At 53.4% G+C, this 26,499-nt stretch carries 25 protein-coding genes; all 25 read right to left on the bottom strand.

Annotated elements, in window-relative coordinates:
* Nucleotides 1–293: 293 nt before the first annotated feature.
* Nucleotides 294–560, bottom strand: a complete 267-nt coding sequence (repA, locus tag OHJ17_RS26370; RefSeq protein ID WP_042927547.1) for a replication regulatory protein RepA — start codon at nt 558–560, stop codon at nt 294–296.
* A gap of 132 nt (nt 561–692) precedes the next feature.
* The gene (locus OHJ17_RS26365; protein ID WP_052544827.1) at nt 693–1,259 is read right to left on the bottom strand and encodes a phospholipase D family nuclease; all 567 of its coding nucleotides are present in this window, start codon (nt 1,257–1,259) and stop codon (nt 693–695) included.
* Nucleotides 1,256–1,882, bottom strand: coding sequence for a DUF2726 domain-containing protein (locus tag OHJ17_RS26360; RefSeq protein ID WP_009652809.1), 627 nt, complete (start codon nt 1,880–1,882; stop codon nt 1,256–1,258). The genes OHJ17_RS26365 and OHJ17_RS26360 overlap by 4 nt, the downstream gene beginning before the upstream one ends.
* 55 nt (nt 1,883–1,937) lie before the next feature.
* Nucleotides 1,938–2,582 (bottom strand): hypothetical protein, encoded by a 645-nt coding sequence (locus tag OHJ17_RS26355; protein WP_042927545.1) that lies wholly within the window; start codon nt 2,580–2,582, stop codon nt 1,938–1,940.
* A 69-nt stretch (nt 2,583–2,651) separates the two neighbouring features.
* Nucleotides 2,652–3,248, bottom strand: coding sequence for a PIN domain-containing protein (locus OHJ17_RS26350; RefSeq protein WP_042927543.1), 597 nt, complete (start codon nt 3,246–3,248; stop codon nt 2,652–2,654).
* A 129-nt stretch (nt 3,249–3,377) separates the two neighbouring features.
* A complete protein-coding gene (locus OHJ17_RS26345; RefSeq protein WP_075606913.1) occupies nt 3,378–4,169 on the bottom strand; it encodes a DsbA family protein in 792 nt (263 codons plus the stop codon).
* Nucleotides 4,170–4,318: 149 nt separating this feature from the next.
* Nucleotides 4,319–4,909: a fertility inhibition protein FinO gene (locus OHJ17_RS26340; protein WP_009651737.1), complete on the bottom strand. Its 591-nt coding sequence runs from the start codon at nt 4,907–4,909 to the stop codon at nt 4,319–4,321.
* A gap of 156 nt (nt 4,910–5,065) precedes the next feature.
* Nucleotides 5,066–5,791: a type-F conjugative transfer system pilin acetylase TraX gene (traX, locus tag OHJ17_RS26335; RefSeq protein ID WP_064386205.1), complete on the bottom strand. Its 726-nt coding sequence runs from the start codon at nt 5,789–5,791 to the stop codon at nt 5,066–5,068.
* Nucleotides 5,792–5,873: 82 nt separating this feature from the next.
* Nucleotides 5,874–11,132 carry a conjugative transfer relaxase/helicase TraI gene (gene traI, locus OHJ17_RS26330; protein WP_075606914.1) on the bottom strand — a complete coding sequence of 1,753 codons (5,259 nt, stop codon included), beginning with the start codon at nt 11,130–11,132 and terminating at the stop codon, nt 5,874–5,876.
* Complete coding sequence (gene traD, locus OHJ17_RS26325) at nt 11,132–13,450, bottom strand: type IV conjugative transfer system coupling protein TraD (RefSeq protein WP_075606915.1); 2,319 nt, start codon at nt 13,448–13,450, stop codon at nt 11,132–11,134. Before traD ends, traI begins: the two co-directional genes overlap by 1 nt.
* A 118-nt stretch (nt 13,451–13,568) precedes the next feature.
* Nucleotides 13,569–14,261, bottom strand: a complete 693-nt coding sequence (locus OHJ17_RS26320; protein WP_202395549.1) for a hypothetical protein — start codon at nt 14,259–14,261, stop codon at nt 13,569–13,571.
* 191 nt (nt 14,262–14,452) lie between these two features.
* Nucleotides 14,453–15,184: a conjugal transfer complement resistance protein TraT gene (gene traT / locus OHJ17_RS26315; RefSeq protein WP_064386198.1), complete on the bottom strand. Its 732-nt coding sequence runs from the start codon at nt 15,182–15,184 to the stop codon at nt 14,453–14,455.
* Nucleotides 15,185–15,542: 358 nt separating this feature from the next.
* Nucleotides 15,543–16,211, bottom strand: a complete 669-nt coding sequence (locus tag OHJ17_RS26310) for a hypothetical protein (RefSeq protein ID WP_267303553.1) — start codon at nt 16,209–16,211, stop codon at nt 15,543–15,545.
* 16 nt (nt 16,212–16,227) lie between these two features.
* Nucleotides 16,228–19,107 (bottom strand): conjugal transfer mating-pair stabilization protein TraG, encoded by a 2,880-nt coding sequence (gene traG, locus OHJ17_RS26305; RefSeq protein WP_064386194.1) that lies wholly within the window; start codon nt 19,105–19,107, stop codon nt 16,228–16,230.
* On the bottom strand, nt 19,107–20,477 hold the full coding sequence (traH, locus tag OHJ17_RS26300) for a conjugal transfer pilus assembly protein TraH (protein WP_075606918.1): 1,371 nt from the start codon (nt 20,475–20,477) through the stop codon (nt 19,107–19,109). The genes traG and traH overlap by 1 nt, the downstream gene beginning before the upstream one ends.
* Nucleotides 20,464–21,024 carry a type-F conjugative transfer system pilin assembly thiol-disulfide isomerase TrbB gene (gene trbB / locus OHJ17_RS26295; RefSeq protein ID WP_039698500.1) on the bottom strand — a complete coding sequence of 187 codons (561 nt, stop codon included), beginning with the start codon at nt 21,022–21,024 and terminating at the stop codon, nt 20,464–20,466. The genes traH and trbB overlap by 14 nt, the downstream gene beginning before the upstream one ends.
* On the bottom strand, nt 20,999–21,235 hold the full coding sequence (gene traQ, locus OHJ17_RS26290) for a type-F conjugative transfer system pilin chaperone TraQ (protein WP_053390221.1): 237 nt from the start codon (nt 21,233–21,235) through the stop codon (nt 20,999–21,001). Before traQ ends, trbB begins: the two co-directional genes overlap by 26 nt.
* Before the next feature lie 10 nt (nt 21,236–21,245).
* Complete coding sequence (gene traF / locus OHJ17_RS26285; protein WP_053390220.1) at nt 21,246–21,998, bottom strand: type-F conjugative transfer system pilin assembly protein TraF; 753 nt, start codon at nt 21,996–21,998, stop codon at nt 21,246–21,248.
* 20 nt (nt 21,999–22,018) lie between these two features.
* Nucleotides 22,019–22,345, bottom strand: coding sequence for a hypothetical protein (locus tag OHJ17_RS26280; RefSeq protein ID WP_053390219.1), 327 nt, complete (start codon nt 22,343–22,345; stop codon nt 22,019–22,021).
* Between the two features lie 45 nt (nt 22,346–22,390).
* On the bottom strand, nt 22,391–22,633 hold the full coding sequence (gene trbE, locus OHJ17_RS26275; protein WP_053390218.1) for a conjugal transfer protein TrbE: 243 nt from the start codon (nt 22,631–22,633) through the stop codon (nt 22,391–22,393).
* The gene (locus OHJ17_RS26270; RefSeq protein ID WP_053390217.1) at nt 22,623–23,234 is read right to left on the bottom strand and encodes a hypothetical protein; all 612 of its coding nucleotides are present in this window, start codon (nt 23,232–23,234) and stop codon (nt 22,623–22,625) included. The genes trbE and OHJ17_RS26270 overlap by 11 nt, the downstream gene beginning before the upstream one ends.
* Nucleotides 23,227–23,487 (bottom strand): hypothetical protein, encoded by a 261-nt coding sequence (locus OHJ17_RS26265; RefSeq protein ID WP_053390216.1) that lies wholly within the window; start codon nt 23,485–23,487, stop codon nt 23,227–23,229. The genes OHJ17_RS26270 and OHJ17_RS26265 overlap by 8 nt, the downstream gene beginning before the upstream one ends.
* A 31-nt stretch (nt 23,488–23,518) precedes the next feature.
* A complete protein-coding gene (traN, locus tag OHJ17_RS26260) occupies nt 23,519–25,474 on the bottom strand; it encodes a type-F conjugative transfer system mating-pair stabilization protein TraN (RefSeq protein ID WP_064343537.1) in 1,956 nt (651 codons plus the stop codon).
* Complete coding sequence (locus OHJ17_RS26255; protein WP_053390297.1) at nt 25,471–25,854, bottom strand: hypothetical protein; 384 nt, start codon at nt 25,852–25,854, stop codon at nt 25,471–25,473. The genes traN and OHJ17_RS26255 overlap by 4 nt, the downstream gene beginning before the upstream one ends.
* Nucleotides 25,851–26,498 carry a type-F conjugative transfer system pilin assembly protein TrbC gene (gene trbC / locus OHJ17_RS26250; protein ID WP_064343536.1) on the bottom strand — a complete coding sequence of 216 codons (648 nt, stop codon included), beginning with the start codon at nt 26,496–26,498 and terminating at the stop codon, nt 25,851–25,853. Before trbC ends, OHJ17_RS26255 begins: the two co-directional genes overlap by 4 nt.
* Nucleotide 26,499 lies beyond the last annotated feature (1 nt).

The raw sequence follows: 26,499 nt of genomic DNA, 5'->3' as shown, positions 1-26,499 counted from the left end.
ACCATCCCGCGCTTATGTTGCACGGAAGGAGCAAATGGCACAGAAACGGGTATTGCAGTTTTCTGAGCATAAAACTATACTCCCTGCATAGAGCAACAGCTTCTATGCAGTTTATGAAGGCCCCGGTAATCTTCTCAGTCGCCAAACTTAGCGAAGATTATCGGGGTTTTGTCTTTTCCGGCTCCGGGTAGACACCTCATCAGAACCAGTTCCCTGCCACCTTACGGCGTGGCCAGCCATAAAATACCAAACGATCAGTAATCTAGCACCTACCGTCGAAACTCACAAGAACGTCAATCCTTAACAAGGCAACCATGCTGGTTAACTGCCTCTTTTATGAGCTTTTCAATCATCTCTGATTGGGTCACGCCTTTGGTTTCACACATCAGTCGAAATTCATCTTTAATTTCGCTTGTGACGTACACCCGCATTTCCTTATGCGTTTCTTTCTTTCTGGCAAGATGACTCTGCTGACGTTCTACAGCACTCCTCGGACTGCCTTTTCGGTAACTGCGTTTTGCTTTCGTTGAGGAAGTAACCGCGCTTACGACCTGTGACATCTCTGCCTCCTCAAAGATCTAAAAAAGGATCGTTTGCAGAGAATACTACAGATATCAGAATTCAGCGACTTACTTTATGGACGTAACCCGCGTTGGCGCACGGTTTACGTCCGGGGATCGTTTATGGCGATGTCAGTATGTCTGTTTCCAGTCCGTTCCCTGTGACCAGCGAGACGACCAGTGCTGCAGGTAGCGCCGGGCAACAGCCGAGTCATCCCATACAACCAGCACATTCTCTGAATTCGAACGGTCAGCGGCACGGCTGAAATTGAACGAGCCGGCCTCTGTATTGCGCCTGTCCGCGACGATCACTTTGTCGTGCAAAATCTTGTAGGCGCTGACCGTACGAACCGGAATGCCCGCGCTGGCCAGCAGGTTCAGGGCGGCTACGCTGGCTTTTCCGCTATTCGCCTTCTGGTCCAGCACCACGCGGACATCCACCCCACGTTGTTTCGCCGCGATGAGTGAGCGAACCACCTCCGGGGAGGTGAAGGAATACCCCATCAGCCGGATTTCCTGCTGCGCGGAATCGAGGGTCTTCAGGACCAACTGCAGGGCTGTGCCTTCCGGAGAAAAACCTGTCTCGATGGTCGCGGCGTCGACTGCCGGCGCCAGCGCTAACAGGCTCAGGCTGAGGACTCCGGCCACAAATCCTGTGCGGACACGGGTTCTGTTTATTACTGCTATTTTCCTTTTCATCCTTTGTATTCTCCCCTGACCACCGTCAATGGTGTGGTGATAGTTTCAGTTTCCCGACGTATTAAAAATTCCCTGATCTGTCTGACCAGCTTTTCAGCATCCCGGTCTCTCAGCAGCGGAATGCCCGCCTGCCTGAGTACTTCTTCCAGCAGGATATCCCGGCGAACCCGGTGTTTTTTCAGATGCGACGCATCATCCAGCTCGATGGCGGCCACAATGGCAAAGGTCCTGATATCCACCACCACCACATCGCAGTGCCACTGTGACACCATCCGGAACAGCTGCCACCAGGTCCGGGAGCGGGGCCTGATATGGGGTGCCAGGCTGGCGATATCCGCCACTCGCACCTGCGGGCACAGCAGCCAGTGTTTCCGGTCGGTATGTTTCAGCAATGCCCGGAAAAAATGTTGTTCCCGGGGCGTCATCAGCGTGTCATTACCCATCCAGACCCGCTGGCGACACAGTCTCTGTTCAGCCTCTCCGGTACGAATACCCGCCGCTTTCAGCGCTTGTAGGACCGGGGATGTCTTCCCTGTTGCACGTTCCTTCAGAAACAGCACCAGGAACCCCAGCAGACTCAGCACAACAACGGCACTGCCTGTCATCATTAATATCTTTGCCATGTTGCTTCTTCCTTTGTGGACATATTTTTTCCGATGTGTTTACTGCGCAGTCTCCTCATCGTTCTGTCCCTCTGGGGATACGCCAGGCCTCTGCCGGCAACCGATCCAGCAACGCGCGCCGGAAGGCATTTGGCAGACCCTGACCGGCCACAATGTCTGCTATCAGGACCGATATGGCAGAAATCATCAGCACATAGCGAATGATGAAGCCGGTCTGATGCATAAGCTCTCCGGGGGACATATTCCGAAGGGCGGTCACCAGCCGGACACCGGCCTGCGGAACCCCCCAGACAAGCACGCCAGCGCCCGCCAGTATCACTGCCGGCGCATACAGAAATCCCCGACTGATAACCCGTTGCATCAGGTTTAAAAGAGCGTGCATCTGACGGCGGTACACCTCATCATCCTGCAGAATCTTCCATTCAAGCCGCGCTTTCTCATGCCGCGGAAGCATGGCCACCACCTGGATGCCGTCACGGATACTGACGAGCGGCGAGACATCAGGCTTCCTCATCTGGTCGATGTGCCGCGTATACAGGGCCAGCCCGGCCCAGAATAGTGCAACGGGCAGTGATACCAGGATAAATCCATTTCCCGGAAAAGAGGGAGAAAATAAGAGTTGCAGAGACAGTGCCAGCGCGCCCCCGTATAAATAACAAAATAACTGCTGCTCAGTGCGCAGCATGAAATAGCTGAACATACTCATTCCTTTTTAGACAAGAATACTTTTTAGACAAGAAAGATAATCACAACCTGCTTATTTATTTCATTAGCGCCAGACCACCGTTTTTTCATAAACGGCAATCACGCCTCGCCTGATTAATTCGTCCCTGACCTGATTTAAAATCGCTGTATTTCTGATGTTACCGGAATGACATTTAATATAATTCATCAGTGACGAGGTGCTTACAGGTCGGTTTACCGCAGACTTTTTACTCAATGACTGTATTTTATCGGTCAGGCGTAGCACCTCATCGTTGCTGATGAGCGCAGACACCGTTTTCGCCTTCTCTGCTGAACGTGGTGAGGGTATACGACAACATCGTCGCCCTGTCCTGCAGAGCAATGCAATCACGCTGTCATACCCTTTATCATTCGATATAACATGAAACATCGTATCTTCCGGAGCGGTGACGCTGAGTCGTCCCAGCTCAAGTACCAGGTGGAAATCGACATTATTTTTCGACACGCAGGGCGCCTGAAACACACTGACCGATATATTACCGGCATGTGTTACGGACGGAAAACGAATAAACTCCTGCTGAGACCCGGTAAACAAAATAAGACGTTCATAACGCGACAACATTACATTTTCAAGCGTTCCGATATTTTCATAATCAACCAGCGCAATGATATTCTCAGACATAACTCTCCAGACTCCACCGGGACCGACTGCCAGAATACCAGTCCGTTAGTACGACGAACAACATACAGCAGTGTGCCTTTTTGTTTTAAGAGACATCCTCTTCCATTCAGAAGAGACAACAGTAACTTGTTATTGTCGGGATTTATTTATAGCCGCCTGAACATTCTGTGCTTCAGTCATTCCGGAAAAGACCGTGACGTTTTCTTCCGTCGCGCCCTTCACCGGCATCACAATAATACCTGGCGTTCCGGTTAATCCCGTCGCCGTGGCGATATCATTAATATTTTTCAGTGTGGTATTTATCTCATCAATCGTATTCTGCTTAAATTTAATATGACCAGAAACCTTTTCGATAATCTCCTGCGTCAGTTTCCCTTCATTCAGTCCTGTACCATAAACCGCATTGTGATAGCTCCTGTAAGCCTCCGAGCCCTTTTCTTTCCAGACCTGCAGGCCGGTTTTCGCCGCCAGCAATGATGCAGGCCACCGGCTACCAAACACCGGCCACTCCATAAAGAAGTAACGCACGTCCGTGTTGCTCCCGATGACCTTCTCCAGTTCGGGTGCGAACCGGCTGCACCAGATGCACTGGTAGTCAAAGAATTCAACCACCATCACCTTTCCGTCCCCGGGACCCCAGGAGGGGATATTTTTATTACCCAGAATGTTAGCCTGCTGTTCCAGTGCAGTGGATTTAAGACCGCGGGTCTGTTTCGCCTCCTGCTCCTGCTGAAGTTTCTCACTCATCTGAATCAGTATTTCAGGATGAGCACGCAGATAATCCGCTGCGATTTCCCCGATTCTTTTTTCCTGGGCGGCGGAAAACGTTTTATCTGGTTCATTATTCTGAGCAAAACTGGTATTAAAAGCGACAGCCGAAATAAACGGGAGCAGAAAATACAATCCGAATTTGAATTTCATTTTTATTCCTTTAACAGGTTAAGCATGGATATAATAAGGGTTTTCATATTATTGACTCTCTTATTTGTGACGAATACCATTCAGCTAATGGATGTGATACCCATTAGCTGTGGACGTACTGATATTTAATCTGAGCGAACTGAAAAGAATTAAACGGTCTGACTCATCTTTCGTTCAGCGCGTAACAGCTCTTTCATCATGCGCTCACTGGCGTAGTGCGCTTCATCAGCAGTGACCGTAGCCACCACATTCCCCTGCAGGTCATAGCGGGAGGCACCTTCCCGCATCCGGGACAGATAACCTGCCGACCGGGTCAGGCTTTTCAGGCACTTAATCACCTGTTTATGCGACAGCGGCAGGTCGCGCCCCGCGATATCGGCAAACAGCTGTTCACGCATCCCCGTCGCCAGCAGACGGGGTGAGTCACCGTCGAACAACTGTGGCCAGAATGCCTTCAGAGTCATGATGGCCTGTTCCGGAGGCAGTAAGCGGAGATACCGGACCGGAGGCGGTACCTTTAAGGCTTTGGCCATGACCGGCACAGTTTTTCGCGCTGCGGCTTCAGCGGCCTTTTTCTCAAGCTTCTCTTTTTTGACCTTCCAGGCGGGCGGGGTCGACACCACCACCACTTTTTTGCGGCGCACCACAACATCAGGGGTGCCCGTGTTGTTGTTCGCTCCTGCATTATCTGTGGCTGGTTTGCGTTTCAGGCTCAGTACCGGACGTTTTTCTTCACTCATAAGGGGCCATATCAATTAAAGCTTCAGGTCTGGGGTATACGATACGCTAACGGCATCATCGTTTCATCTCAGGCTGCACTGGTCACAGCGATGATGTTCCCTTTGTCACACTTACGGATACTGTTCCCGCTCCCCGGACCTCTGTCCGGTTTTTTTTTACATCGTCGCCACTATCCCCAGCACCGCCAGATGCACGGCATAAAACATCACAAAAAAGTGCCGCGGCCAGAAGCGCGGAACAGAACGACCGAGGTCAGAACAGACCGCCAGGGCCAGCAAAGCGACCATCAGGCTGGCAATGGCCTGGGTAATATCATGGGCATTCATCAGTAGTACCATGACAGCCCACAGCACGGCATACCCGATCCGTTCTACAGGCTCTTTCGCCCGACAAAGCCGCCAGCTGTTGATCAGCATGAAGACCCCGGCCAGACCGTAGCTGTCGGCAGATAAGGGGAGCCAGGCCACTACAATGGCGATCGCCAGCAGAATATCATTGCGGGTCTGCAGACTGAACCAGCGCAGCGCCTGGCCGGTGACCGCAAAGCTAAACAGGATATTCCCCATGTACCACGGGTACCCGATGAGAATAAAGGAGCCCTGGGCGATCAGCGCCCAGCACCACAGGCTGTTCAGCTGTGTCTGGCGGATGGCCCCGTGGCGCGCCAGGTTCATTCCCCAGACCAGACCAAACAGGGGAAAGCAGCCTCTCCCCAGAAGACGCATGAGTTCATTATTCCCGGCCAGCAGCAAACCGGTGTGATCGACAATCATCAGCACCAGCGCCACCGTTTTGATGATATCCGTCTGTCCAGGCGTCCAGGTCAGCAGCCCCTGCAGCCAGCGATCGACGGCATTGAGGCGGGTTTCGTACATTGTCATATTCCTTTCCTTTTATCAGCGCCCCGGCAGGGTACCCGATTTTAATCGGGGAGAATGCCGGGGCAGACAAGCCGCCGGCGCGTCAGTCGCCCCCGAGCGTTTTCTCACGATTGAGATCACGAACCATATCCCGCTCCATCTGCTGCAGACGGTCCCGCTGCAGGCTCTCTGATACCACCTGCTGAACGGCCGCTTCCTGACGCCGGGTCTGCGGATCGTCCGGCAGCACCGTTTTCTCCTCTCCTGGCCGGTCACGTTCGAGACCCCGAATGACGTCCCCGATAACCTCTTTTATCCGCTCGCCCGGCTCGCCCGCTTTCTTCTCCTCTCCGGACACTTCCCGGGTCGCCTGCTCCGTCTGTCTTTCCATCTCCCGGCGCTGTGCCTCTTCTGCGGCCCGCTGTGCCAGAACCTCTGGCGGGAGCGGGATGTCAGTACCGGTATCATTGATCGGAGGATTCGGCAGGGGATCAGCCCAGATGCGACCGCCGGTGATGGCCTCCGGGTTCCAGGGGCGGTCATCTCCGGCAAGCCGGACCACCACCCCGCTGTCGGGGTTATCGCGTGCGATCCTGACGCCTTCGCCCATATTCCCGGCCAGCAGACTTTCGCCGTTGCGACTGTTCTGCAGCGCCACAAAGCGGGCATCTTCATTGCCCATGATGCGCCCCTCACCGCCGATCACCTGCAGACGTCCGTCGTTATCCGTCAGCGGGCTGAGCCAGATGCCGGCGTCTTTCCCGTTTTTGTCGAACGCCGGCAGCGCCACGTGCGGCTGCGGGTACTTTTTGCCCGGTGAAATGAATTTTCCCGGGGACTGCCCGCGCGCCAGACCGGACTGCTGCAGGGCGGCCCGGCCTGCAGCCGCCTCATCCAGCGCTCGTGCCCGGCTGAACAGCTGGCCGGCCGTTTTCACGGCCCGGTCGTTACGCGGCTCCAGAATATCGTGGGCTGTCGCTTTCTCTGGTGAATTATTTATGGCCTTTATCCAGCCCTCACGGTTGTCGGTATACACCTGGACATGTTGTTTCATACGTGATAACCCGACATAGGCGGATTCAAAGCTGGCCATCCGTTCCCGGCCACCGGCCACGCCCTCCAGTGCGATGGCAAACGGTTCACTGGCCCCCTGCGCACCATGCGCGGTGATGGCGTAGGCAAGGTCGATATGTTGCTGCGCTTGATCAGCCTTCGGGTTCAGCGTGCGGGTGCTTTTGCCGTCAGACAGCGTGACACTGTCACCTGAAACGGATTTCACCTCCCACACACTGTTGGCCACATAGCCGCGTTCCGTGTCACTCTTGCTGAAGCGCATTTTGTCCCCCTGAGACACTGTAATCTCTTGCTCACGGTAGAGCGTGACACCTTCAGCCAACGCCTCCCGGGGTGAAATAAGCCGTTCTTTCCCTTCACCATCCATCAGCGTGATAAGCTGGTTCTCCTTATCCACGCTCCCGATACGGTGGTAGACATTATCGACCAGGGCAACGGCTCCCTTATGAGCCGTCCAGGTCGACAGTCTGCGCAGCTCTCCGTCACGGATGTTGCTCGTCACCAGTACCGGCAGAGTGACTTCCTCTCTGCCCACTTCACCATTGTCCCGCCTCGCGTCATGAATCAGACTGTTCAGCACCCGCCGGTCATCATTCAGATGGGTGATAATCAGCGTCTGTGACTGCGCCTCCGGGGTACGGTCGGCATAGTCCTTCACCAGTGCCTCATACAGCGTGGTGGGCTGACCTGCCGGCACACTTTCACCCTTGTTCAGCGCTTTCTGTATCGCCTCCTCCTGTGCGGGGGTGAATTCCACCACGGAGTTTTCGGGCACCCAGGCCCCGTCTTTTCGCGGCACCTGTTCCGGTGTAACCTGCTCAATCGTCGCCAGCGCGCGGTTCACGTCCCGGTCAATCAGGCTGTAGACCGCCGGTCGCAACTCAGGTACCTGGCGCACAATCTCTTTCATAATGGCGACGTCGGCGGCGCTGCGCTGCTGCATCAGCCGGAACGGCTGGCCCGGTGCAATGGACTGCAGCTGGTCGGTATCGCCGCTGAGCACCGCCCGTCCTCCCCCGGCCGCAATCAGGGAGAGCGCCTTCGCGGTATCGGCCAGCCCCACCATTGAGCTCTCGTCGAGCAGGAACAACGTGTTGCTGAAATCCGGTGTCTGGCCATTACGCTGCAGGAGCTGCGTGTCATGCAGGAACGAGGCGGTAGTCTGCGCATCCACGCCGGCGCTCTGCATTTCCCCGACCGCACGGTGTGTCGGACCGAGACCGATGACCCGAGGCCGGGTCGCTTCCGGCAGCAGACTGATGGCCCCCGTCACGGCCCGGAACTGGGTGGTTTTCCCCACCCCGGCATAGCCCTGAACCACCGTGAACCGGTCCGTGGTCTCCAGTATCATCCGGGTGGAAGCACGCTGCCCTGACGTCAGGTCCGTCATCAGGCTTCCCGGTACATTGTCCATCAGGGGTGCAACGGCCTCTTTTCCTTCCAGCACCTTTGTCAGAATGCTTTTCTCGGCATCCCAGGTCTGGCGGGAAATCAGCAGGTCATTGCCGTGGCCTGGGGCCACCGGCACATTCAGCAGACTGCCGGCCTGAATCTGCGACTGAATGGTCGCGTCTATCTCCGTCATCGGAACCTTACCTCCGCCGGTTTCCAGCGCGGTGGCCAACAGTTGCGGGCGCGTGAAGGTCAGCTCCTCACTTTCCAGTAAAGGAATGGAAAGGTGAATGACCTGCTCTGCGGGGGTGTGCAGCCCGGCTTTCTGTGATGCGATGGCTGCATCCAGGTCTGTCTCGCCTGAACGGGCCTTCAGCTGCTCAGACACCACACTGAAGGCGGTATGCCGGGCCAGCTTCTCTGTCGTGCGGGCAGTACCCTGCGCCGAGTACAGCCGGATGTGGCTCCCGCTCTGCGCCAGCTGGTTCAGCGTGGCGTTATCCAGCTCACGTTGCGTCACCGAGGCAAAGACCGTCGCCGTTTCGCTGACCGAGCGGCCAGGACTTTCCACCCATCCGTGCCCGACCTTGATACCGTCGAACGGGCTGCTGCCTACAGAAAGCGACTGGGTGGTTTTCTGTCCGGGACGCTGCACCGTCAGCTGCCCTTCCTCCGCCTTCAGCACCGTGACGCTCTCGCCGCCTTTCAGGCGCGTGTCGGGTATCTTCCCCAGCACGGCCAGACGTTCACCTTCAGCCACCGTCAGTTTGTCGGCCCGGAATAACGTCCACTGGCTGTCGACGGCAGAAACCTTCATGTCCAGACGTTCCCCCTCTTTGTCCCTGAGGGTCAGCATATTGCTGCTGGCGGTCACCCGATCGATCACAAAGCGGTCATGCTGTCGGGTTTCCGGGTCCCAGCGCTCCATCACCATCCCTTCCCGGTAGTAGTCCCGGACACCGCGACTTTTGCTGTCCAGCCAGACCGGCGTCAGCGCGGTGACCGTCATATCCTTCTCACCCAGTACGCCCTCACTTTTGAGCGTTTCCCGGATGAGCCCGTTCAGTATGCCCTGTTCACGGCTCCCGCTGATTTGCGCCACGCTTTCCTGCCCTTCGCGTACGCTGGCGGCAAACTCCTGCGCCAGGCGGCTGTAACGCGCGCCCTTTTCCGGCTCACTGATGATGTCCGCAGTCGCCTGCTTTCCGCCCTGCCAGCGATAAGTATTTACCCCGCTCTCTTTCAGTACTGTCAGCGCGCTGCCGGTACCGCTGCGCTTCCCACTGTCGGAGAGCAGGACCTGAACGTTATGACGCATGGCGCCATCCAGCATGGACAACGTTTCCTTCAGGCTCATCTTCTCCGCCTGGTCAACGATAAGTGTCCCGCCCGGGATGAAGGCGGTTCCGTCCTGCAGGGCAGATTTCCCGGTCACCGTTTCCCCTGCCAGCCGCGCATCCGCAGACAGAAACTCCCGCGATCGGTTGTCAGCCGCAATGATGTGCACATCTCGCCCTTGCTCCCGGGCCATCAGGGTTAACTCAGCCACCCGCTCACGCTGGCCAGCCGCGCCGCCCTGGCCGGAGACAATCCCCATTGTTGGCCGGTCCTGGGCCAGCACACTGACGGCATCGCTGAACGGTGACTGGCGCACAACAGCGGTATCTGGCGTAACGGAAACATGATTCTGGCGCTGGATCTCCTGGCTCAGCGCTTTAACGGATAATTCGTCCAGGACATGGATGTTTGAGGTAAAGAGGCCTTTCTCGCGGTCGAGCGGGATCAACTGCTCGCGTTCGATCGCCGCATCGATACCGGTCCTCGCCTGCTCGAACACACCGGGTTTGGCTTCCAGCTGGCTGACCGTGCGGGCCAGCAGGTCGGCATACGTGAACTGCACCTTGCGGTCGCTGAGACCGGCAATCGCCTTCGTCACCACATCGCTGATATCGGGGACGTCCGTTTTCACCGGCGCAGCAGGCGCGCTGGCCAGTTCCTTTGCCCGAGTATCGGCGGCTTCACGATAGCCCCGGATGTCGAACCCGGTCTCCTTCAGCGTGTTCATCCACTCCACCATCTTCTCTGCCGGGTCGATAGCTTCCTTCGACTTGCGGGTATCGAGCGCGGCCACATCCCGGGACTTCAGGGAGGCATCAGGTCCGGCTGCCTCCCTGAGCTCCTGACTGCGCGTGGAAAAAGACTCAACCGGCACGCCCTCCATCTCCCACATGCCATGCTTACCCGCATCCACTGTCTTGTAACCCATCGACTCAACATCGGCCCGGAGAGTGCTCTGGTATATCTTTCCGAAAGCGATGCGGTTGGCCAGTATGTTTTCGGAAAACCCGGTTTTACCGACGGTATCGCTGCCCAGCGTCTGCCATTTATCTCCGTTCTGCGTCGCATTGATAACCACGCTGTGCGTGTGTATCTGTGGCTCCTGCGCGCGCGACGTATCGTGGTTAAACCGGGCGATAATCAGATTGTTGGTCAGGACTGTTTCCGACACGCCGTCTTTCTGTACCCGTGTTGATGCCAGGGATTCAACCTGATTCAGTGCCACGGTGACTGCCCGGTTATGGGCGTCGATAAGACGCTTATCTCCACCCAGCATGGCCAGCATCGATACACTCTTCGGTGCCGAGAACGTCAGGTCGTAACCGGGTCGGTGCTTATTGACGCCATCCTGCATCCGGGTCAGGTCGCTGCCGTCAGGGAGTTTTCCCTGCAGCAGCTCTGTAAAGACCTGCTTATCTACCTTCCCCTCCAGCCCCAGAGCTTCCGCGCCTTTTCCCTGCCAGCGCTCCTCCATGCTGCCGATGACGTAGTAATTGTCTTTCTCTGTGTAGTAGTTACCGGCACTGCCCGCCGATTTAACCTGGCTGAAACTCAGCATCAGAAGTTCCCTCCAATCTCGATATCATCCTGCTCATCGCGGCGGTGGCTGTGATTGATATTGACCTCTTCACGTCGCTGCATGTCACGCTGTGTCTGCTCTCCCGACTGCCACTCGTCCCAGGCGTGCATATCATCGATTTCGCCGTATTCGTTCACACCAGGAGGCAGCATGTCCTGTCCCTGCTCTGCAGGCTGCGTCTCGAGCGCCTGCTCTGTCCCTCCTGCAGGTGTAGCACGAACATCGGTAGCGGATGCCACTGCAGCCGTGCCCGTCGCTGCAGCAGGCCTGGGGCGGGTTAACGGAACAGTCACCACTTTCGTGAGCAGTGCAGCAGGATTAGAAACTTCAGGTGATTGACCGGATTCATCGGCTTCCGGCGTTTTCGCCGTTGACGGTACTTTTACCGTCGCAGGCGTTCCGCTGCTTTCCGCAGGCTGACTCTGCTCAGGCGGATTCCCGACTTTTTCGTCTTTCTCCGCCAGCTCAGGCGCCGGTGCATCTGGCGTAAACAGCGTCCGGGCATGACTGCTTTCCGCTTCGCGGGCTTCCAGCAGGGTATCCAGTCTGGCGTCCGTCCGCGTATCGAGGTTACGGAGAATAAATCCCTCGGCAATTTTCGGCCGGGATTTGTATTTCAGAGCCAGCTTCACCGCCGGATACGGGCCCGGCAAGGTGACATAGCAGGACAGGTCAGGCAGCGTCTGGATGTCGGAGTAACTGACCAGCGTTTCCCGCTCTTTTTCCTTGCCGGTCGACACGCCGTCACGCACCGGGTCTGCACCGTAAGAGTACTGCTCGCTGGCCTTGAGGATTTCTTTCTCACCGATTTCGCCGGCGGCAAACTCAGCAATCTCTTTACTCGGGGAGCGGAAAAAGGCACGGGTGTTCATCACGTCGAACAGCGTCGCCGCGGGCTTCACGCCGTAAATATCTTCCAGCTGGGCATAAGACTGGATACCAAACACATAACAGCCGCCGAACTTACGCGCTTCCGGCAGGATCTCGACCAGGTCCGGCAGCTTGTGCAACGTGGGGAGCTCATCCGCAAAAATCCACACGCGCCGGTTACGGTTCTCACCCATCCCCAGCAGGCCGCGGATGGCGATAGACAACCACATCGAGATAACCGGCTTCAGTGACGCATGCGTGTCAGCGTTGGAGGAGATAAACAACCAGCCGTTGGGCTGGTCCTCACGTACGCCCCGCATCCAGTCGCGGATAGTGAACGGCTCACCGTTTTTCTCGATCCCCTGCAGATAGCGAATGGCTTTAACGTAGTTGGTCAGTACGGCACGAATGGAGATGGCCGTTTTCTCAATTTTCTCCTCAACCAGGTTGGCGGCCGGCGTGTTTTTCAGGTACGCGCGCAGCTTGTCGATTTTGATGGACAGCATGGTATCAACCAGCTTTTCGTAGCTACGGTCTTTATCCTCGCGCATCAGGTACGCACCTTCGGAAAATATGGTGCGGCCGGAGCCCTGCCAGAACGGGTCCTCTTTAGTGCCCATCGGAATCAGCGTATTAGAGACGTTATCAAAATCCGGTAGTGTCAGGCATTCGCGCCATATATCCCAGGCTGCACAGCGGGAATCCAGTGGGTTAAGGATTTTATCCAGTGACGGGTCGTAATAGCTTTTGACGAACTCACAGGAGCGGTCGTAAATAATGGCCATATCACCGCGTGCACGCACGTAATTCAGCAGCCGGCGGATGACTTCGGATTTACCTGAGCCAACCGTACCGTGAAGACAGAAGTTCTGGATTTCAGAGTGTTTAAGAATAGGCAGATCGCCAATTTTAATATCGGAGGCCACCCCATCGCGTTTCATCTGGCGGGCCACTTCTTTTGGTTTATCGGATAGCTGGCGGCCCCCGGTATTCTCATCTTCGCTTTGCTGTTTCCCCTGGCGCCCCAGCACCCAACTGGCGACAAAGAACGTCACAATACAGACGGTCAACGACACTATGGCGGCAAAAACGAAGCTGGTCCAGAGCTGCTCACCGCACCAGATGGTATATTTATCGGCAAGGATTTGCTCCGAATTATATTCCAGCGATTTCCCATAATAGTTAATCGTATAGACCGGCTGGGAGCGAATAATATCGCGCATGGGCGCCAGTGTCGTACACCACCAGTAGACGCAGCCGTTAACGAAAGTTTGCCAGCTGAGCCGGTACATCAGTATCAACCCGCACAACACCCAGAAAATAATAAAAAGCACATAGAATATAATATTGGCAATCTGGCCAAACATGCGAAAGCGCATATTGGCAATCTGACCGCCTTGCGTCATATCTTTGGCATTAAAACTCATGGCAATAATCCGTCATTAAATTAATACAGCCGGGGGGGAACAGATGAATCAAAGGAAATACATCACTACAGAAAATGTCATCACAGCATTGTTGCGGGTCCTCATCCGCTGCAATCATTCAGAAGCTACGTATGCAGAAGGTATAGCCCTCAGAGCCGTGACAATGTCCGCCTTTGAGGTACGATTTCGCTACCTGCCGTCCGGCCTCATCAACAAGGGAATGGAGTGCGGATGGCGATGTTTCAGCCGTATATTGCAGGCAGACGCAGAGCCATTTCACGGGACGTTCAATGATATCCGGACGTTCAAACCAGCCTGTCCCCGGAGAAAGCCAGGAGCCGCACAGCTTGTCAGAAGGAAATTTAGTCTGCACAGACCAGGCAAACTCACCGTCAGAGCTGTCGCGGCGATTGACGCCGGGGATATACAGATTTTCAGCTTCGCGGACAACACGAGAGGCGAGAGAAGAAAAGACGGAATCATCAGCGTCTGCCGGCCCTTCCACACATAAGGAGAGCTGGAAATATTCTGGCTGGCTCCATCCTTCAGGCTTTTTATCGGGATTGACAGGCAAAGCATCACGCTTACTTTTCGTGTGTAAAGAAGTATTTTTTCGGGACAAGAATAATATTATCAAAACAAAGAACACAATAACAAATGCACCGCCGAAATACACAACATAGTCATCAACGAAAGTCGGGACACTCTGTTGCGATGAGGAATAAGCGCCACCCTCTGAGGGGTGCGGATAAAAATCACTCGGCATCAATTCATGCGTATCAACAGATCTGGCAGATTCAGATGTTGCCATATATAACCTCTAAATTAAAAAAGATGAAATAACTCCGCCGATGGCGGCAACGCCTCACAGATGCACAAATAAATTGTGCAACTGCTCACCGTTCTGAGGAGGAATAAGCTGATTAAATGTCGAATTAACCTGACAGGCCAGGGAGGCGATGTCAGTCTGGCCCGGTATACCCGGGCCGTGAGGTGGCAAACTTACAGAATATTCGCGATAGATTTAGCCAGCTGGTCTTCCAGAACAGGCTGTGCTTCCGGGAACTTGAGATTAACTTTGTTCGCACTGGAGACAACGCGCGTCTGGTATTTATGCTGATTACCGGTTTCGGTGCTGGTTTGCACTTTCGCACCGGAGGTACCCTGGCGTAATACCGCGACATTATCCGTCTGTACCTGGGTTTTGGCCCGTTCGGAGATCTGAACATCGGTGATCATCGTGTAGTTCACGTCTTCCACCATCGCATCAGCCGCCATGCCTACCAGTCCAGCTGCCAGACCGACACCGAGGGTCGCGCCGGCTGAACTGGAATTATAGGCGGTGATCCCTGCACCCAGCGCAGCCGCTGTTGCCGCACCTTCATAACCCCGGCTTAGCCAGCCCTGGGTTTCACGCAGGTCCATTTTATCGGCCTTCAGGACATTTGCCTGAATCCAGTAACCCGCGGTATCGGGATTAGTGACGACCTGGTAGCCTTTTGCTGTGACGGTACTGGTGATTTTCGACTGGAGCCCGCTCATATCTTTATCAGAGGTATTTTTGATTTGCAGATAAACGGTCTTATTATTTGACGGCTCCAGCCAGATTGTTTCGCTCATCTGTGTTTTTACATCCAGATTACGCTTTTTAATTGCTGTACCCATTGCGCTACAACCGGAAAGCACCAGTGCTGAACTGATGACCATTACAGCCATGATTTTATTTAGTTTCATCCTGAATCCTTGAGACATAATCAATATAAGTGAATACACATTCTCTTATTTCTTCGGAATGCGCATTCACTATAAAGGAATTTTAAGGGAAAGGTATAAATTTATTACGGTTTGAACAATCAATAATAACCCAAAGAAACTCTTAGCCTATTAATAAACTACCATAATTAATAGGCCTGAGAGTTTTCATTTTACATCTAGGATAAGCATGCGAGTGCTGTGAACTAATGACAATTAATGCAACACCCACATAAAACACAAATACAAATACAAATACAAATACAAATACAAATACAAATGACAGCTTAATTTATAAGCAGCCGAGTAAACCACATTTACTTAAACTACAACTCAAAGCTTACTCATGTCTACTGTAACCATATGGATTCCCCGCAACATCAACACCACCATTCATTGGAAGACCTGTTGCTGGATTATGCTCATCTATTTTTATGCCATCAAAACTACTACTGGTTGATATTATACTTTCGCCAACACGTTTACATGGTGTTAAAATATATGCCAACTCATTTATTTTATATCGATTAAAATCTATATTCATGTACACAGAGAAACCAATCACTGAAGCAATGATTGCAGACAAAAAACATATCGTACTTAGATTAAATAAAGCACAAAAGACAACAAGCACAGCATACCAAAAAGAAAACACGGCAGCGTATCTTTTTATTTTCTTGGAGAGAAAAAAATACATTTTCGAGTTAATTCTAAAGCTGTACGGAGCAGACAAATATAAAGAACGAGCGCTACCAATAAAAATTAAAGATAACAATCCTAAAACAAAAGAAGTTCCTATAGACACGACGACTCCGAGTCGCTCCTCACTAATATTAAAAGGTGAATATAATAGACCACTAAAAAACATTAGCGGCCAAAAAACAAACCAACTGCAAAGCATAAGCCCTGGCCATACACTTTTCCAAAACGATACCGACTTCAAACCACTATAACTTAGCACTTTAACTAAAACGCCCAATTCTTTTTGAATAATTTTCTCAGTTATCATCTTCTATCCCCAAATCCTAAGGGAGCTTATCTTCAAGATCTTTTGATCTCTTTAAGGCATTCTCCCTGAGTTTTTCCGTTGTATCACTTATCAACGTGTCTCGTTGAGAACTTATCTCTTTATTATATTGCTCACTAAAATTATTTCCTTCTTTTTTGTGGTGGTTTTCCAGACCGGTCTGCTGTGTTTTCACATCATCCCCCTGCTGCTGAATTCCCTGACGGCTTTCCTCGTGTGCCTGTTTGTTTTGAGACACCATCGATCCCACTGTCTGACCCACATTACCCTTGATTCCAGCATTATGCGTCATTCCATCAATACTGCCACTGTGCTGGTTATAATCGGCTTCTACGGTACCAGCCCCTCCACCTCCTGACACAGTAGGCATTCCCTGACCGATTGTGCCTCTCGCATCCTGATAGGCGCCATCAACCTTAGGCTCTACCTGTGCCTTAACAAATTCACGGGCCAGCGATTCTCGTTGTGCTGCCACTTCCGGCGAACTGGTATTTGTCAGGATAGCTTCTGCATTCTGTGGAGACCGTTGTTGGACAAAGTTTGCAAACTGCTGCGTCAGATTCTCACTCATCTGGCCGCTCATACTCTCTGTTCGAGAAGCCATTTCGCTAAATTCATGGCTGCGAGTACGGCTGTTTGTATATTGGTCGTAGCTGTTTTTCGCACTGGAAAGTGACGCAGAGAACTGGTCCACGCGGGAGCTTGCATTATTATCTGTCGTGTTACCTGATGTACTGGTTTTATGGCTGGTGATGTAGTCAGCCCCCTCTTTAAAATCTTTCGCCGCCTGGCTACTGGTATCATGTCTGGTATCTACTGAGTGGCGGCCGGATTGCCCTACAGTATCAGTTGAACCCGTGCCCGCAGTACCACTTGCTGCAACTTTCAGACCTCCATCGATACTGGCTCCTGTAGCCAATTTACCCAGTTTACCGGCAAGCTGATCTCCCGAGCTCCATTTCACCCCACCGTAAGCTTCACCCGTGATTGAGCCCCTTGTCGATTCATCCATCAAGTTCTGGAACGACTGTTCGTTACTTATGTTGTTGGCTTTTGCATTTGAAACAACCGCGTTCCACATTTTGCTTTTCGCCATTGAATCCTGCGACGACTCGGTATTATCTGCCCCCGTGGTGGTTGACGCGCTGGTCCCCATATTTGTGCCAAATTGCTTCAGGCTGTTCCAGGCACTGGTCACGCTGCTGTTATAGCCCTGCAGAGAGCTCTCTGCCTGGACGTCAGATTCACGTGCCATCTGCTGCTGTGCACTGGCTATCTGACGGCCAACATTAATATCCACCGGCAGTTTTGACATCGCACCGCTGCTGTCCCAGACCATCGAACCATCCCGGGTCTGTGTACCCATGCCTCCGTTCCCCAGTTGCCGGGACATCTGTCCAAATGCCGTTGAACTGTTGGTGTTCCAGCTGTTTCCGCTGACATTGTCCGTTTGCATATTCGAAAACGAGTAATTCCCGTCCACGACGCTGGAAGAGGCCTGCGACGTCGAGCTGAGGCCCGACGAGGCAAAATGACTGTACGCGCTGGAAAACCCTGCCCCCATACTTTTAATCATGGCCCAGGTTAAGGGGGGGATCATCATCGAGATGTAGCCCGCAGTTGTCGCAATATCGGAGTTCTTGAGCTGAACCTGAGAGAGTTCAGACAGGACCACCGGTACTCCATTTTGCTTCGCATAATACGCCATCGCGCTGTTCAGAATGGCGTACAGCAGAGGCCAGGACTGCAGCCACATCAGCGCATAAAAGTAACCCTTGATGACCTGCATTGTCATCATGTTGAACATGGCGGCCATCACCATGATCGGAAACAGGCCAATCATGATCCCCATCACCACCGTCTGCATCAACGGCAGGGAGCGTAATGCCTGGTGGCCCATTGTCGCCTGTGCCAGGCGTTGTTTCTCCAGCGAAGAGGTGTTGGCGATGTTCACCAGGCTGGCCGTATCACCACTGCGGGCCGCGTAGCTCTGAATACCGCTGCGCAGTGCATTCATGGTGACATTCTGGCGGATTATCTGTCCCGCGCTCTGCCCCGAGCTGTAGAAGAAGTTATAGCTGTCACCGATCATCTGGCTGAACAGCAGGTCCGGGTTGGGTTTGCCGCCAAAGAGCTGGCGCACATAGTAGTTCCAGGTTTTCCCGCCCGTCTGGGTATCCAGAGCCAGCCGTTGCTTCAGCTCCGTTGCCGCCACCTGACAGCTGATAAACGTGGTGCCAATATAGTCTTTCTCCAGAAACTTATAGCTGTTATTAGGAACCTGACGAAGTGGACTCGGCTGAGAAAATATCAGCGAGTACGGGTCAGCAGATTCCATCAGCTCCTCAAAGGAATACTTATGGTTGAGAAAAATATCGCCCATGACGCAGTTCTGCACATAGTCAGAGAACAACGTGGTGATCTCCGGGTTCTGCGATAAAAAGTCGGTGCTTTTAGCGATTAAATTACTGCCAAACAGCATCCCTGTCTTGCTGTACGTCACGCTGTCGGGCAGGGAGAAAATCATCTCATAGCTCTGTACCAGCGCATTCCCGACGCGTGTTGTCAGTGAGGCAGGAATCGCCAGGCCTATCGGGACATTGTCGACCTGATAGACCTGAGAGACATTACTGTAGTCGATAATCTGCACCGGTTTGCGAATGACGACCAGCATCGAGACCAGCGTCAGGGCAAACACCCAGCCGACCAGATCCATGACGTTGTGCTTTTTCACCCAGCTGCTGGCGACAATCAGTACGGAAAAGGCGATACACATTTTCTCAATGGAGGACCAGGTACCGGTACTCATGAAAGCGGCAATGGCATTCAGGTTGCCCCGAAACCAGTCGCCGCCGGCTATCGTGTAGATTTCCAGCATCAGAGGCTCCCTCCGAAGTGATAGTTGTTCTGGTAGCGGGTCATCATGCGGGCGGATACCTGCTGACGCATGTAGCTCATCTGCCGGTCAACGACCAGCAGCGCGTCCTGCTGCACCTGTATCCGGGACTGAAAAGCGGCAATCTGCACACTCGCCTGGTTCAGGTTCTCGAGGATCATGTCCATCGTCGACTGCGGGTAGTTACCGGTCGAGACCATTGCACGGGCCTGCTGGATCAGCTCCTGGATGTACTGCAGCAGTATGTCGTAGCCGATATAGTCCGTCAGCTGGTACAGCAGCGAGTTAGAGACCCCGAGCATCTGCGGGTCAACCAGGTATTTAAAGACCGGGATGGTGGTGCTGGAGATAAACCCTTTCTCCTGCTCTGTCAGCGCGGTATCCGTTACTGCTTTGTTCTGGATACTGCTCAGCAGAGCGGAGATCTGGTTCTTCAGCGCCTTTTTGTCTGAAATCGTCACGCTGGCATCGGCCACCACCTTGAGACATTTTTCTGAATCATTGCAGTGGTAGATTTTAGCCGTCCCTCCCTCCATCATCGCCTTAATCAGGTCCTGATCCGTGGTCCGTGCCGGCAGCGGTGTGATTTCACTGTTCTCGCCAAAAATCAGGGTACCGGTCAGCGTCATCACAAACTCTTTCAGCTCTTTGTTATCGTCGAAGAGGCGGTTTTTGGACAGGGCATTCCACATGACATTGATGTTCTTCATGACCCGTTCCTTGTCCTTGTCGCTGGCTTTGTCCTGCACCTTGTCCATCTGCCCGCCCACCGAACAGCCCTGTCGGGACGCGGCCCAGTCCGAAAAGATATTGCTCTCGCCGGCGATATCCTGGCATACCTTCTGCTGAGCGACCTGGGTTCGAGGAAACAGCCCGCCGACAATTCCCTGCGCGGCCTGGCAGCTGCTGAGGTTCATGCTGTTGATGTCGCTGGCCATCTTCTGCAGGAAGTCCTTTGCGGTCTTGATTTCGGGTACAGTGGTCTGCAGTGCCAGGTCAAAGAAGTAGCCCGCGGCGTTGGACATGATTTGTTTGCCGAAGCGCTGCAGCTGTTCGCTGTTGATAAAAGAGAACGAACCCAGATATGCATCGATGCCGCCGCAACCGGCATTAATATCCGGCAGGGTCATGCTGACCAGCTGGATCGTTTTCACCTGCGTCCGGGCATACAGCGAACCACCGGAGGCGTAACCCGCCGCCTGCCCCTGCCAGACCTGAGGCTGGCTGGTATTGGACGCGAACCCCAGCTTGTTGAAAAAGTTGTTCATATCGCCGTTCACATCGGCGGCGGCCGGGAGAGAGATACCCAGCAAAAAACCTCCGGCCAGCGCGGCCCTTTTAATGTTGCTCATTCCCTGTCGCCCCCATCATCTGAAATACGGTATCCATTCTGGCCATAAACCCCTGCGCATCCGTGGCTCCCTGCAATATCGGGTATGCCGCCAGGGTGTTCACGTTGACCAGAAACGTGGTCGGCGTGGCCACCGGGATATTCGGGAAAAAGGTCTGCATCACGTCAGGCGGTGCCGGCAGCGCTTCGGGAAACGCTTCATCCCCCTGCCCGTCAATGGTGTAAGAGAACACGGAGAAACCATACTGGCCTGATAACTGCTTCAGGACCGGGTCAAACTTGTGGCAGTACGGGCAGTGCCCCTGCATAAACAACACCACTTTCCAGTCGCTGAGGTTGACCTGTCTGCCGTTGCTGAGCCGGTACAAGCGGACCTGAGAGACCGGCTTCTCAGACGCAGGTACGCCAGTGGATGCCGCCGGAGCGGCGCCAGTTATGCCCTGCGGATCCCAGAGGGATTTCACTTCATCGAGTGTACCGGCGTAAATCACGGGAGAAAGTGCCAGCAGCAGAGCGCCCGTACTAATTATCTTCAGATGGCTTTTCACGGGCTTTCTCCTGTTTTTCTGCCTCAGCAATCAGGGCGTTGATAATTTTGTACCCGCCGAAAATAACCATCCCTAACCCCAGAATTTCTCCGGCCTGAATGGCCATCTCAGGCTGCTTCCTTACCAGCCGGGCGATAAGATGGAAAAATACGCCCACGGCCAGCACCCACATCCCGGTAATGTCTAAATCGGGAAAACGAATCTTTCGCATGACACTCTCCTTAAAAATTGGGTTTAAAGTCGCTGGAGACATAGAGAAACTGTTTTGCCAGGTCGTCCTGACTGATAAAGCCGTAACTGAGGGGTTTCACCTGCCCGCTTTTCGGGTTGACCAGCATCATCGCCGGGAAGTACTTCACGCCGAGCTGCTGTGACTGGCCCTGGTCCATCCGGCTGTCAGGGAGCAGGGGATTCACCACGCCGTCCACAGAGACCGGTATCACGCTCAGGCCGTAAGTCTCGCGAAAGTTCTGAATCACCTGGACCAGCTGTCCATCGATGGCCTCACGCCCCCGGTAGAAGAACATCACACCGTAGTGCTGTGCGAGAGTGGCGATAGCCTTTCGCTGTTCGGCATAGTCGGCAGCCAGCTGGTTTTTCACAGTGCCGTTGTAGTGGCTGTACTGCAGGTTGTAATCGAGCTCCGGGTTTTCCAGCATGGCTTTCTTTGCGCTCATCGAGAACAGGCCAGCCTGCTGCGTCCAGTAGTTCTGGAGACGGAAGAACTTCACAAAAGCCGGCACTGAGGGGTACAAGATGGCTTCCGCTAATGCTTTTTTCGTTGCATGTTGCAGAGCTGCCTGTTTCTCCAGAATATCCATTTGCGGCGGTGAGGCCGCTGGTGCCGGCAGTTGCTCTTCTTCCCGGGACTTCAGTTTCTCGTTGTACCACTGCCAGCCCGCGTCTTTTGCGTAAGCCGGCATCAGGGTGCAGCAAAGGCACCCCGCCAGCATGGCGGCATGTATTGTTCGCATGGTAAATACCCTTTTATGAATTAACGCGGCTGGCGTGACAGATGCTGATAGACGCTGTACTTATCAAGAAGACGCCGTGTTTTTCCTGCGTCATTGCGGGCTTCAAAGCGATACCCGCTGCAGTACAGGGGAAGCGAATTCATTTCCAGGTTCACCCGCTCCCCTCCTTTAACCACCCACGCGGCCTGAGAAACCCGGTCACACTGAATACCCCAGGCCCGGTTGGTGGTCATAAACGCATTAATCTGCTTATCGCGCCACAGGCTGTACGACATGACACAGACCAGGAAGACGACAAACACGCCGACAAACAGCATCACCACCCCGTATGATTTTTTCTCTTCCATGCCCCCCTCCTGGTCACATCGTGAAAAATAGTGGCATAGGCTGAGTCATCTTTTTTTCTCCTTACGACTGGTTTTTATCAGTCCCGCCAGAGCAGAAAAAAACAGGTAACTCACCAGCCAGAAAAAACCGACCATGAGAATAAAAACCACACTCTCAATATAATCACTACCTGACGTCCCTTTGACGGCATCCCATGAGAAATACAGCACAGGGGAGATAATGATTATTGTCAGCAGTAATCTCACCAGAAAATCGACGGCAGGATATTTATGAAAGTTAATTTTCATGGTTGTGTTCCTTATTACTGTTATCCTCCTTCACCTTCAGCCCGGCTTTCCCCGCGGGAAAACTGTCAGCAAAGCGAGTGGTACATTCCTCTGCGCCTTTTGATGTAAAGAATCCGGGGTCATCCTCCCCGATAATATAATCGGGGTAGGTAGTAAATCGAATATCAGAGTGATCGTCATAGTTTAACCTGCTATTATCCCTGAAAAAATCAACCCCTCCCTTATTTTTAAAGCGTTTTGCATCCTCACCTGATACTTTCATAACCAGCGAGTCGGGGTCGACCTCCCACATATCACGAGTATCCAGCATTGTCCGGGTAGCTTTAAATTCAGCTTCAAATCGTAACGTTTTCAGACCGGTGGCGTACATGGCAACCCGCCCATCCATTTTTGTTTTATTTTCACTTTGCTCCGTAACCGTATACCGGGAAATCATTCTTATTTTTGTAAAAAACGTTTCATCTGTTCTCTTACACTGAATGACAGTGCCGGGCATCTGCATTGAATACAGCTTCTCGAGTTCCTCTCTGCTTGCGGCATTTGAAAATGGCATTATTAGAATAAAAAACAAAACCGTGGCGGACCTGACCAGTCTATTCATTTAAACCATCCTTATTATTTTCAATACGGGACAACGTGATGACATAAAAAACAAGCGACAGTGCCCCCATCCCCATACACTCAGCCCCGTCCCGACTGGAGAGCAGAGAAAACGCGACAGCAACTGTTGCCTGTGATGTCAGAGCACCGAAAAATATCAGGATCAGGCTGCGGCCTGACATGAACACAGCAAGGATGAATGGAATTAAAAACAAGGTCAGCAGCTGAAATATCATCATAAATGACGCTGTCATTTTATCACCTTTAAATTTAATTATTCAGAAATCATTTTGCTGAAGACTGCGTGAGAAGTTCTTTTATGCGTTGTTTTGTTTTATCAGTCAGCTCACTGTTATCCGGTATTTTCTGGTTATTTATCAGGTCCTCCATGAAGTTCGTGAAGTCCAGCTGATTAAAGTTAATGCCCTGCAGTTCTGCTACCGTGATCCCCCGGCAGTCCGGACTGCTGGCACCACCGAACCCAATATGCAGCTGTCCGTTACGGCCTTGCTCCTGGACTATCTGAGCCAGTTTTGAGTCAAACTGGCAGTAACTGCGTTTTTTCTCCAGACAGATCCCCAGTACCTTCTTCGAGCAGAACTCACCAATACTGACTGTCAGCTTGTTGGTTTTCGCTTTGGCCAGCGCCTTCTCTTCGCTGCTGCAGCGTGCCAGGCCCACATCCTGGCCCCATCCGCTGTCCTTGCAGCAGTTGCTGAAGCCTGCAGCGAACTTCTTACAGAATTTTGCCTTGCCGGTGAATGCCCTGACGTCCACCCCGTTCAGCGCCGCAACATCTTTACCCGCAGCGGCCAGCGCCGCGAGCTCTGAAACTGCCTGTCCAAAGCCGTTGTTCGTGCCGCTGACCGCTTTATCGCATTCACCATCAAGGCAGAATACATCCCCGCCGCAGATCATCTGCTTACCGCTGGTCCGGGTTTCGCAGGAGTACGTGGCATACTCATGCAGACAGGTCCCGTCTTCACCGGTGAAGGCACACTGACGTGAAGAGAGCGTGCAGGCTGTATTGTTCATCAGGCTCTCACAGGAGCCATGATCCGCAGGCTGTGTGAGCCAGGTGTCCTTGTATTTCCAGCATGCTTCTGTGAAGGAATACGCCTTCCCGCCCAGGTTGAGGTTTTTTGTCCCGCCCGGGCTGATACATTCTTCACCTGTTTTCGTGCCTTCGTCCTTGCTGAACGGACAGCTTTCAACCCAGACCACCTCTGGTGCAAATACGGTTTCCGTCTCCTCCATGACCAGTATGACCGTCACCTGAATGGATTTAACATTCACTGATGGCTGGGTTTTCGACGTTTTCGTTACCGGAAAGCTCTGCCCGGCGACAACGTTCCGGTCCATGCTGAAAGACTGATGAATTTTCCCGGTGCCATCGTAGTAATGACTTGTACAGTGTGTGTTCTGGCCCCCGGAGCACGTCGTCACCGTATTCGGCCAGGTCATCACATCGACAGGGAATGTTTTATCAAAGAGGCTGATGTTTTCACTGACTGCAAGCTTGCAACTGTCTCTGACCTTTCCTTCGTTGTCACATTCATAAATCCAGGGAACCGGCAGAGGTTCACCGTCAACAGACACGCTGAGCAGCCGCCCTGTCGACGGGATGGTCAGCGTCCCGCTCCATCGGGTGCTGTTTCGGGTGAAATTCATCGGGACAGCCTGCTGGTAGGTACGACTGACCTTTTGCGTCGTGGCGTTGTCTTTCAGCGTCGCCTCCCGCGTGCAGAAGTTCTCCACCTGCAAATCCCGCTCGCACGTATGGTTCGTGAACTCGCTACGATTAACCACCTGTGCCTTACAGGCCTGACCGGTATCGCCGACAATGCTGTCCGCCCGGGATTCGGTGTCCTGTGCCGCCTGAATAAAGGGGGCATCCGCTGAAATACTGTCAGGGGGCCGGTTGGTGAACGACTCCGTGATACTTTGTCCGGCCTCGTTCTGGCTGAACTCCGAGGCAGAGTCTCTTTTCAGGGAACTGTCACCGCTGGCTGTCACGCCACCGTAGTATTTCGTCTGGTCGGGTCGGGAGGTATAACCGGGTAAGGTCTGCTCACCATTAAAGTTTTTCAGGGCATCGAGCCCCCCTCCCTGAACCTGTTTTGCGAAATCCGAACCGGCTTTGTAATCCGTACTGCTGTCGGCACAGACCGGCGTCGTAAACCAGATAAATGTCCCGAGCACAGCAGCGTGCAGAGTAATAATGAGGGGAACCTCTTTCATGAGAACTCTCCTTGTTTTTTCACATAGCACGCAATGACATTGAAATCGCCTCGCAGAGAGCCCCGACGCCAGCGGCTTAAGTGGTTATGTGGCTTCGTCGGGCTTAGCCGAAAACAGAGGGAATACGTTGAATCAAAACTGCCGGTGATATCCCATCCCCAGTTCAGTACAGGATCTCCTGATTCAGCATCTTCACGCAGACACTGGCTGAGCCGTGAGGCCTTCGCAACAGACGAGGTGAAAGCGATATAAGGCATAATGGAATCAACCGGTAACCCGTACCCCTGACAGGATGCGTAGGTCCTGAACTCATGGGCGTTCATACAGGCCACCAGGTACCGGATATCCTTGTCGATATAATGGTACGGTTTTCCATTCATGGCTGGCTCCTGATGGCACCTGAGGACAGGTCGAGCATCTGTCGGGCCGTCTGCGCGCAGTCCCCTTTCTCTGCGACCTTCTCCAGCGCCTGCTTCAGCCTGATATTGCCATGCACCACGTCGAAGCCGGCCTGACAGCGCACCACCAGGGCCGGCACGCTACGGATGTTGTACTGCGTATACAGCGTCGGGTCGATTTGCACACCGTCAGTCACCCCGTCGTTCACCAGGTTCATCACCGCATCGGTCGTCGCTTTCATATCGTTGTTAACCAGCCCTCGCAACGTGGCAGGAATGCTGTACTGCTTTGTTTCGTGAAGCATTCGCTTCAGACCTTCTTCCGGTATCGAGAAGGAGACAAAGTACAGCGCCCCTTCAGTCGGTTTTTCCTGGTTAGCCTCCTTTTGTTGACTGGCCAGGTTGTCAATAAACTGACGATCGGACTGTGCCAGGGGATTGCGGTTAATCTGCGCTTCCAGTTCCTGCTGCAGCTGTTTGTCCGGATGCTGACGTAACTGTTCACTGAGGTTTTCCTGCTGTTTCAGCCACTCCCTGTCTGCCGTAGTCGGACTGCCTGGGCTACCGGCAGCGACGACTGGGCCTGACAATACAACCAGCGTCATTAATACATTCTTTAACTTCATC

The sequence above is a fragment of the Klebsiella sp. KP20-425-1 genome, from assembly GCF_025813515.1.
Classification (GTDB): domain Bacteria; phylum Pseudomonadota; class Gammaproteobacteria; order Enterobacterales; family Enterobacteriaceae; genus Klebsiella; species Klebsiella pneumoniae.
The sequence above is the reverse complement of the archived record's forward strand: the minus strand, read 5'-3'. Positions and strand labels throughout refer to the sequence as shown.

Excerpts from the sequence above, each read along its gene's own strand:
- repA (WP_042927547.1), bottom strand. The coding sequence starts at position 560 with ATGTCACAGGTCGTAAGCGCGGTTACTTCCTCAACGAAAGCAAAACGC.
- OHJ17_RS26365 (WP_052544827.1), bottom strand. The coding sequence starts at position 1,259 with ATGAAAAGGAAAATAGCAGTAATAAACAGAACCCGTGTCCGCACAGGA.
- OHJ17_RS26360 (WP_009652809.1), bottom strand. The coding sequence starts at position 1,882 with ATGGCAAAGATATTAATGATGACAGGCAGTGCCGTTGTTGTGCTGAGT.
- OHJ17_RS26355 (WP_042927545.1), bottom strand. The coding sequence starts at position 2,582 with ATGTTCAGCTATTTCATGCTGCGCACTGAGCAGCAGTTATTTTGTTAT.
- OHJ17_RS26350 (WP_042927543.1), bottom strand. The coding sequence starts at position 3,248 with ATGTCTGAGAATATCATTGCGCTGGTTGATTATGAAAATATCGGAACG.
- OHJ17_RS26345 (WP_075606913.1), bottom strand. The coding sequence starts at position 4,169 with ATGAAATTCAAATTCGGATTGTATTTTCTGCTCCCGTTTATTTCGGCT.
- OHJ17_RS26340 (WP_009651737.1), bottom strand. The coding sequence starts at position 4,909 with ATGAGTGAAGAAAAACGTCCGGTACTGAGCCTGAAACGCAAACCAGCC.
- traX (WP_064386205.1), bottom strand. The coding sequence starts at position 5,791 with ATGACAATGTACGAAACCCGCCTCAATGCCGTCGATCGCTGGCTGCAG.
- traI (WP_075606914.1), bottom strand. The coding sequence starts at position 11,132 with ATGCTGAGTTTCAGCCAGGTTAAATCGGCGGGCAGTGCCGGTAACTAC.
- traD (WP_075606915.1), bottom strand. The coding sequence starts at position 13,450 with ATGAGTTTTAATGCCAAAGATATGACGCAAGGCGGTCAGATTGCCAAT.
- OHJ17_RS26320 (WP_202395549.1), bottom strand. The coding sequence starts at position 14,261 with ATGGCAACATCTGAATCTGCCAGATCTGTTGATACGCATGAATTGATG.
- traT (WP_064386198.1), bottom strand. The coding sequence starts at position 15,184 with ATGAAACTAAATAAAATCATGGCTGTAATGGTCATCAGTTCAGCACTG.
- OHJ17_RS26310 (WP_267303553.1), bottom strand. The coding sequence starts at position 16,211 with ATGATAACTGAGAAAATTATTCAAAAAGAATTGGGCGTTTTAGTTAAA.
- traG (WP_064386194.1), bottom strand. The coding sequence starts at position 19,107 with ATGCTGGAAATCTACACGATAGCCGGCGGCGACTGGTTTCGGGGCAAC.
- traH (WP_075606918.1), bottom strand. The coding sequence starts at position 20,477 with ATGAGCAACATTAAAAGGGCCGCGCTGGCCGGAGGTTTTTTGCTGGGT.
- traQ (WP_053390221.1), bottom strand. The coding sequence starts at position 21,235 with ATGCGAAAGATTCGTTTTCCCGATTTAGACATTACCGGGATGTGGGTG.
- traF (WP_053390220.1), bottom strand. The coding sequence starts at position 21,998 with ATGCGAACAATACATGCCGCCATGCTGGCGGGGTGCCTTTGCTGCACC.
- OHJ17_RS26280 (WP_053390219.1), bottom strand. The coding sequence starts at position 22,345 with ATGGAAGAGAAAAAATCATACGGGGTGGTGATGCTGTTTGTCGGCGTG.
- trbE (WP_053390218.1), bottom strand. The coding sequence starts at position 22,633 with ATGAAAATTAACTTTCATAAATATCCTGCCGTCGATTTTCTGGTGAGA.
- OHJ17_RS26270 (WP_053390217.1), bottom strand. The coding sequence starts at position 23,234 with ATGAATAGACTGGTCAGGTCCGCCACGGTTTTGTTTTTTATTCTAATA.
- OHJ17_RS26265 (WP_053390216.1), bottom strand. The coding sequence starts at position 23,487 with ATGACAGCGTCATTTATGATGATATTTCAGCTGCTGACCTTGTTTTTA.
- traN (WP_064343537.1), bottom strand. The coding sequence starts at position 25,474 with ATGAAAGAGGTTCCCCTCATTATTACTCTGCACGCTGCTGTGCTCGGG.
- OHJ17_RS26255 (WP_053390297.1), bottom strand. The coding sequence starts at position 25,854 with ATGAATGGAAAACCGTACCATTATATCGACAAGGATATCCGGTACCTG.
- trbC (WP_064343536.1), bottom strand. The coding sequence starts at position 26,498 with ATGAAGTTAAAGAATGTATTAATGACGCTGGTTGTATTGTCAGGCCCA.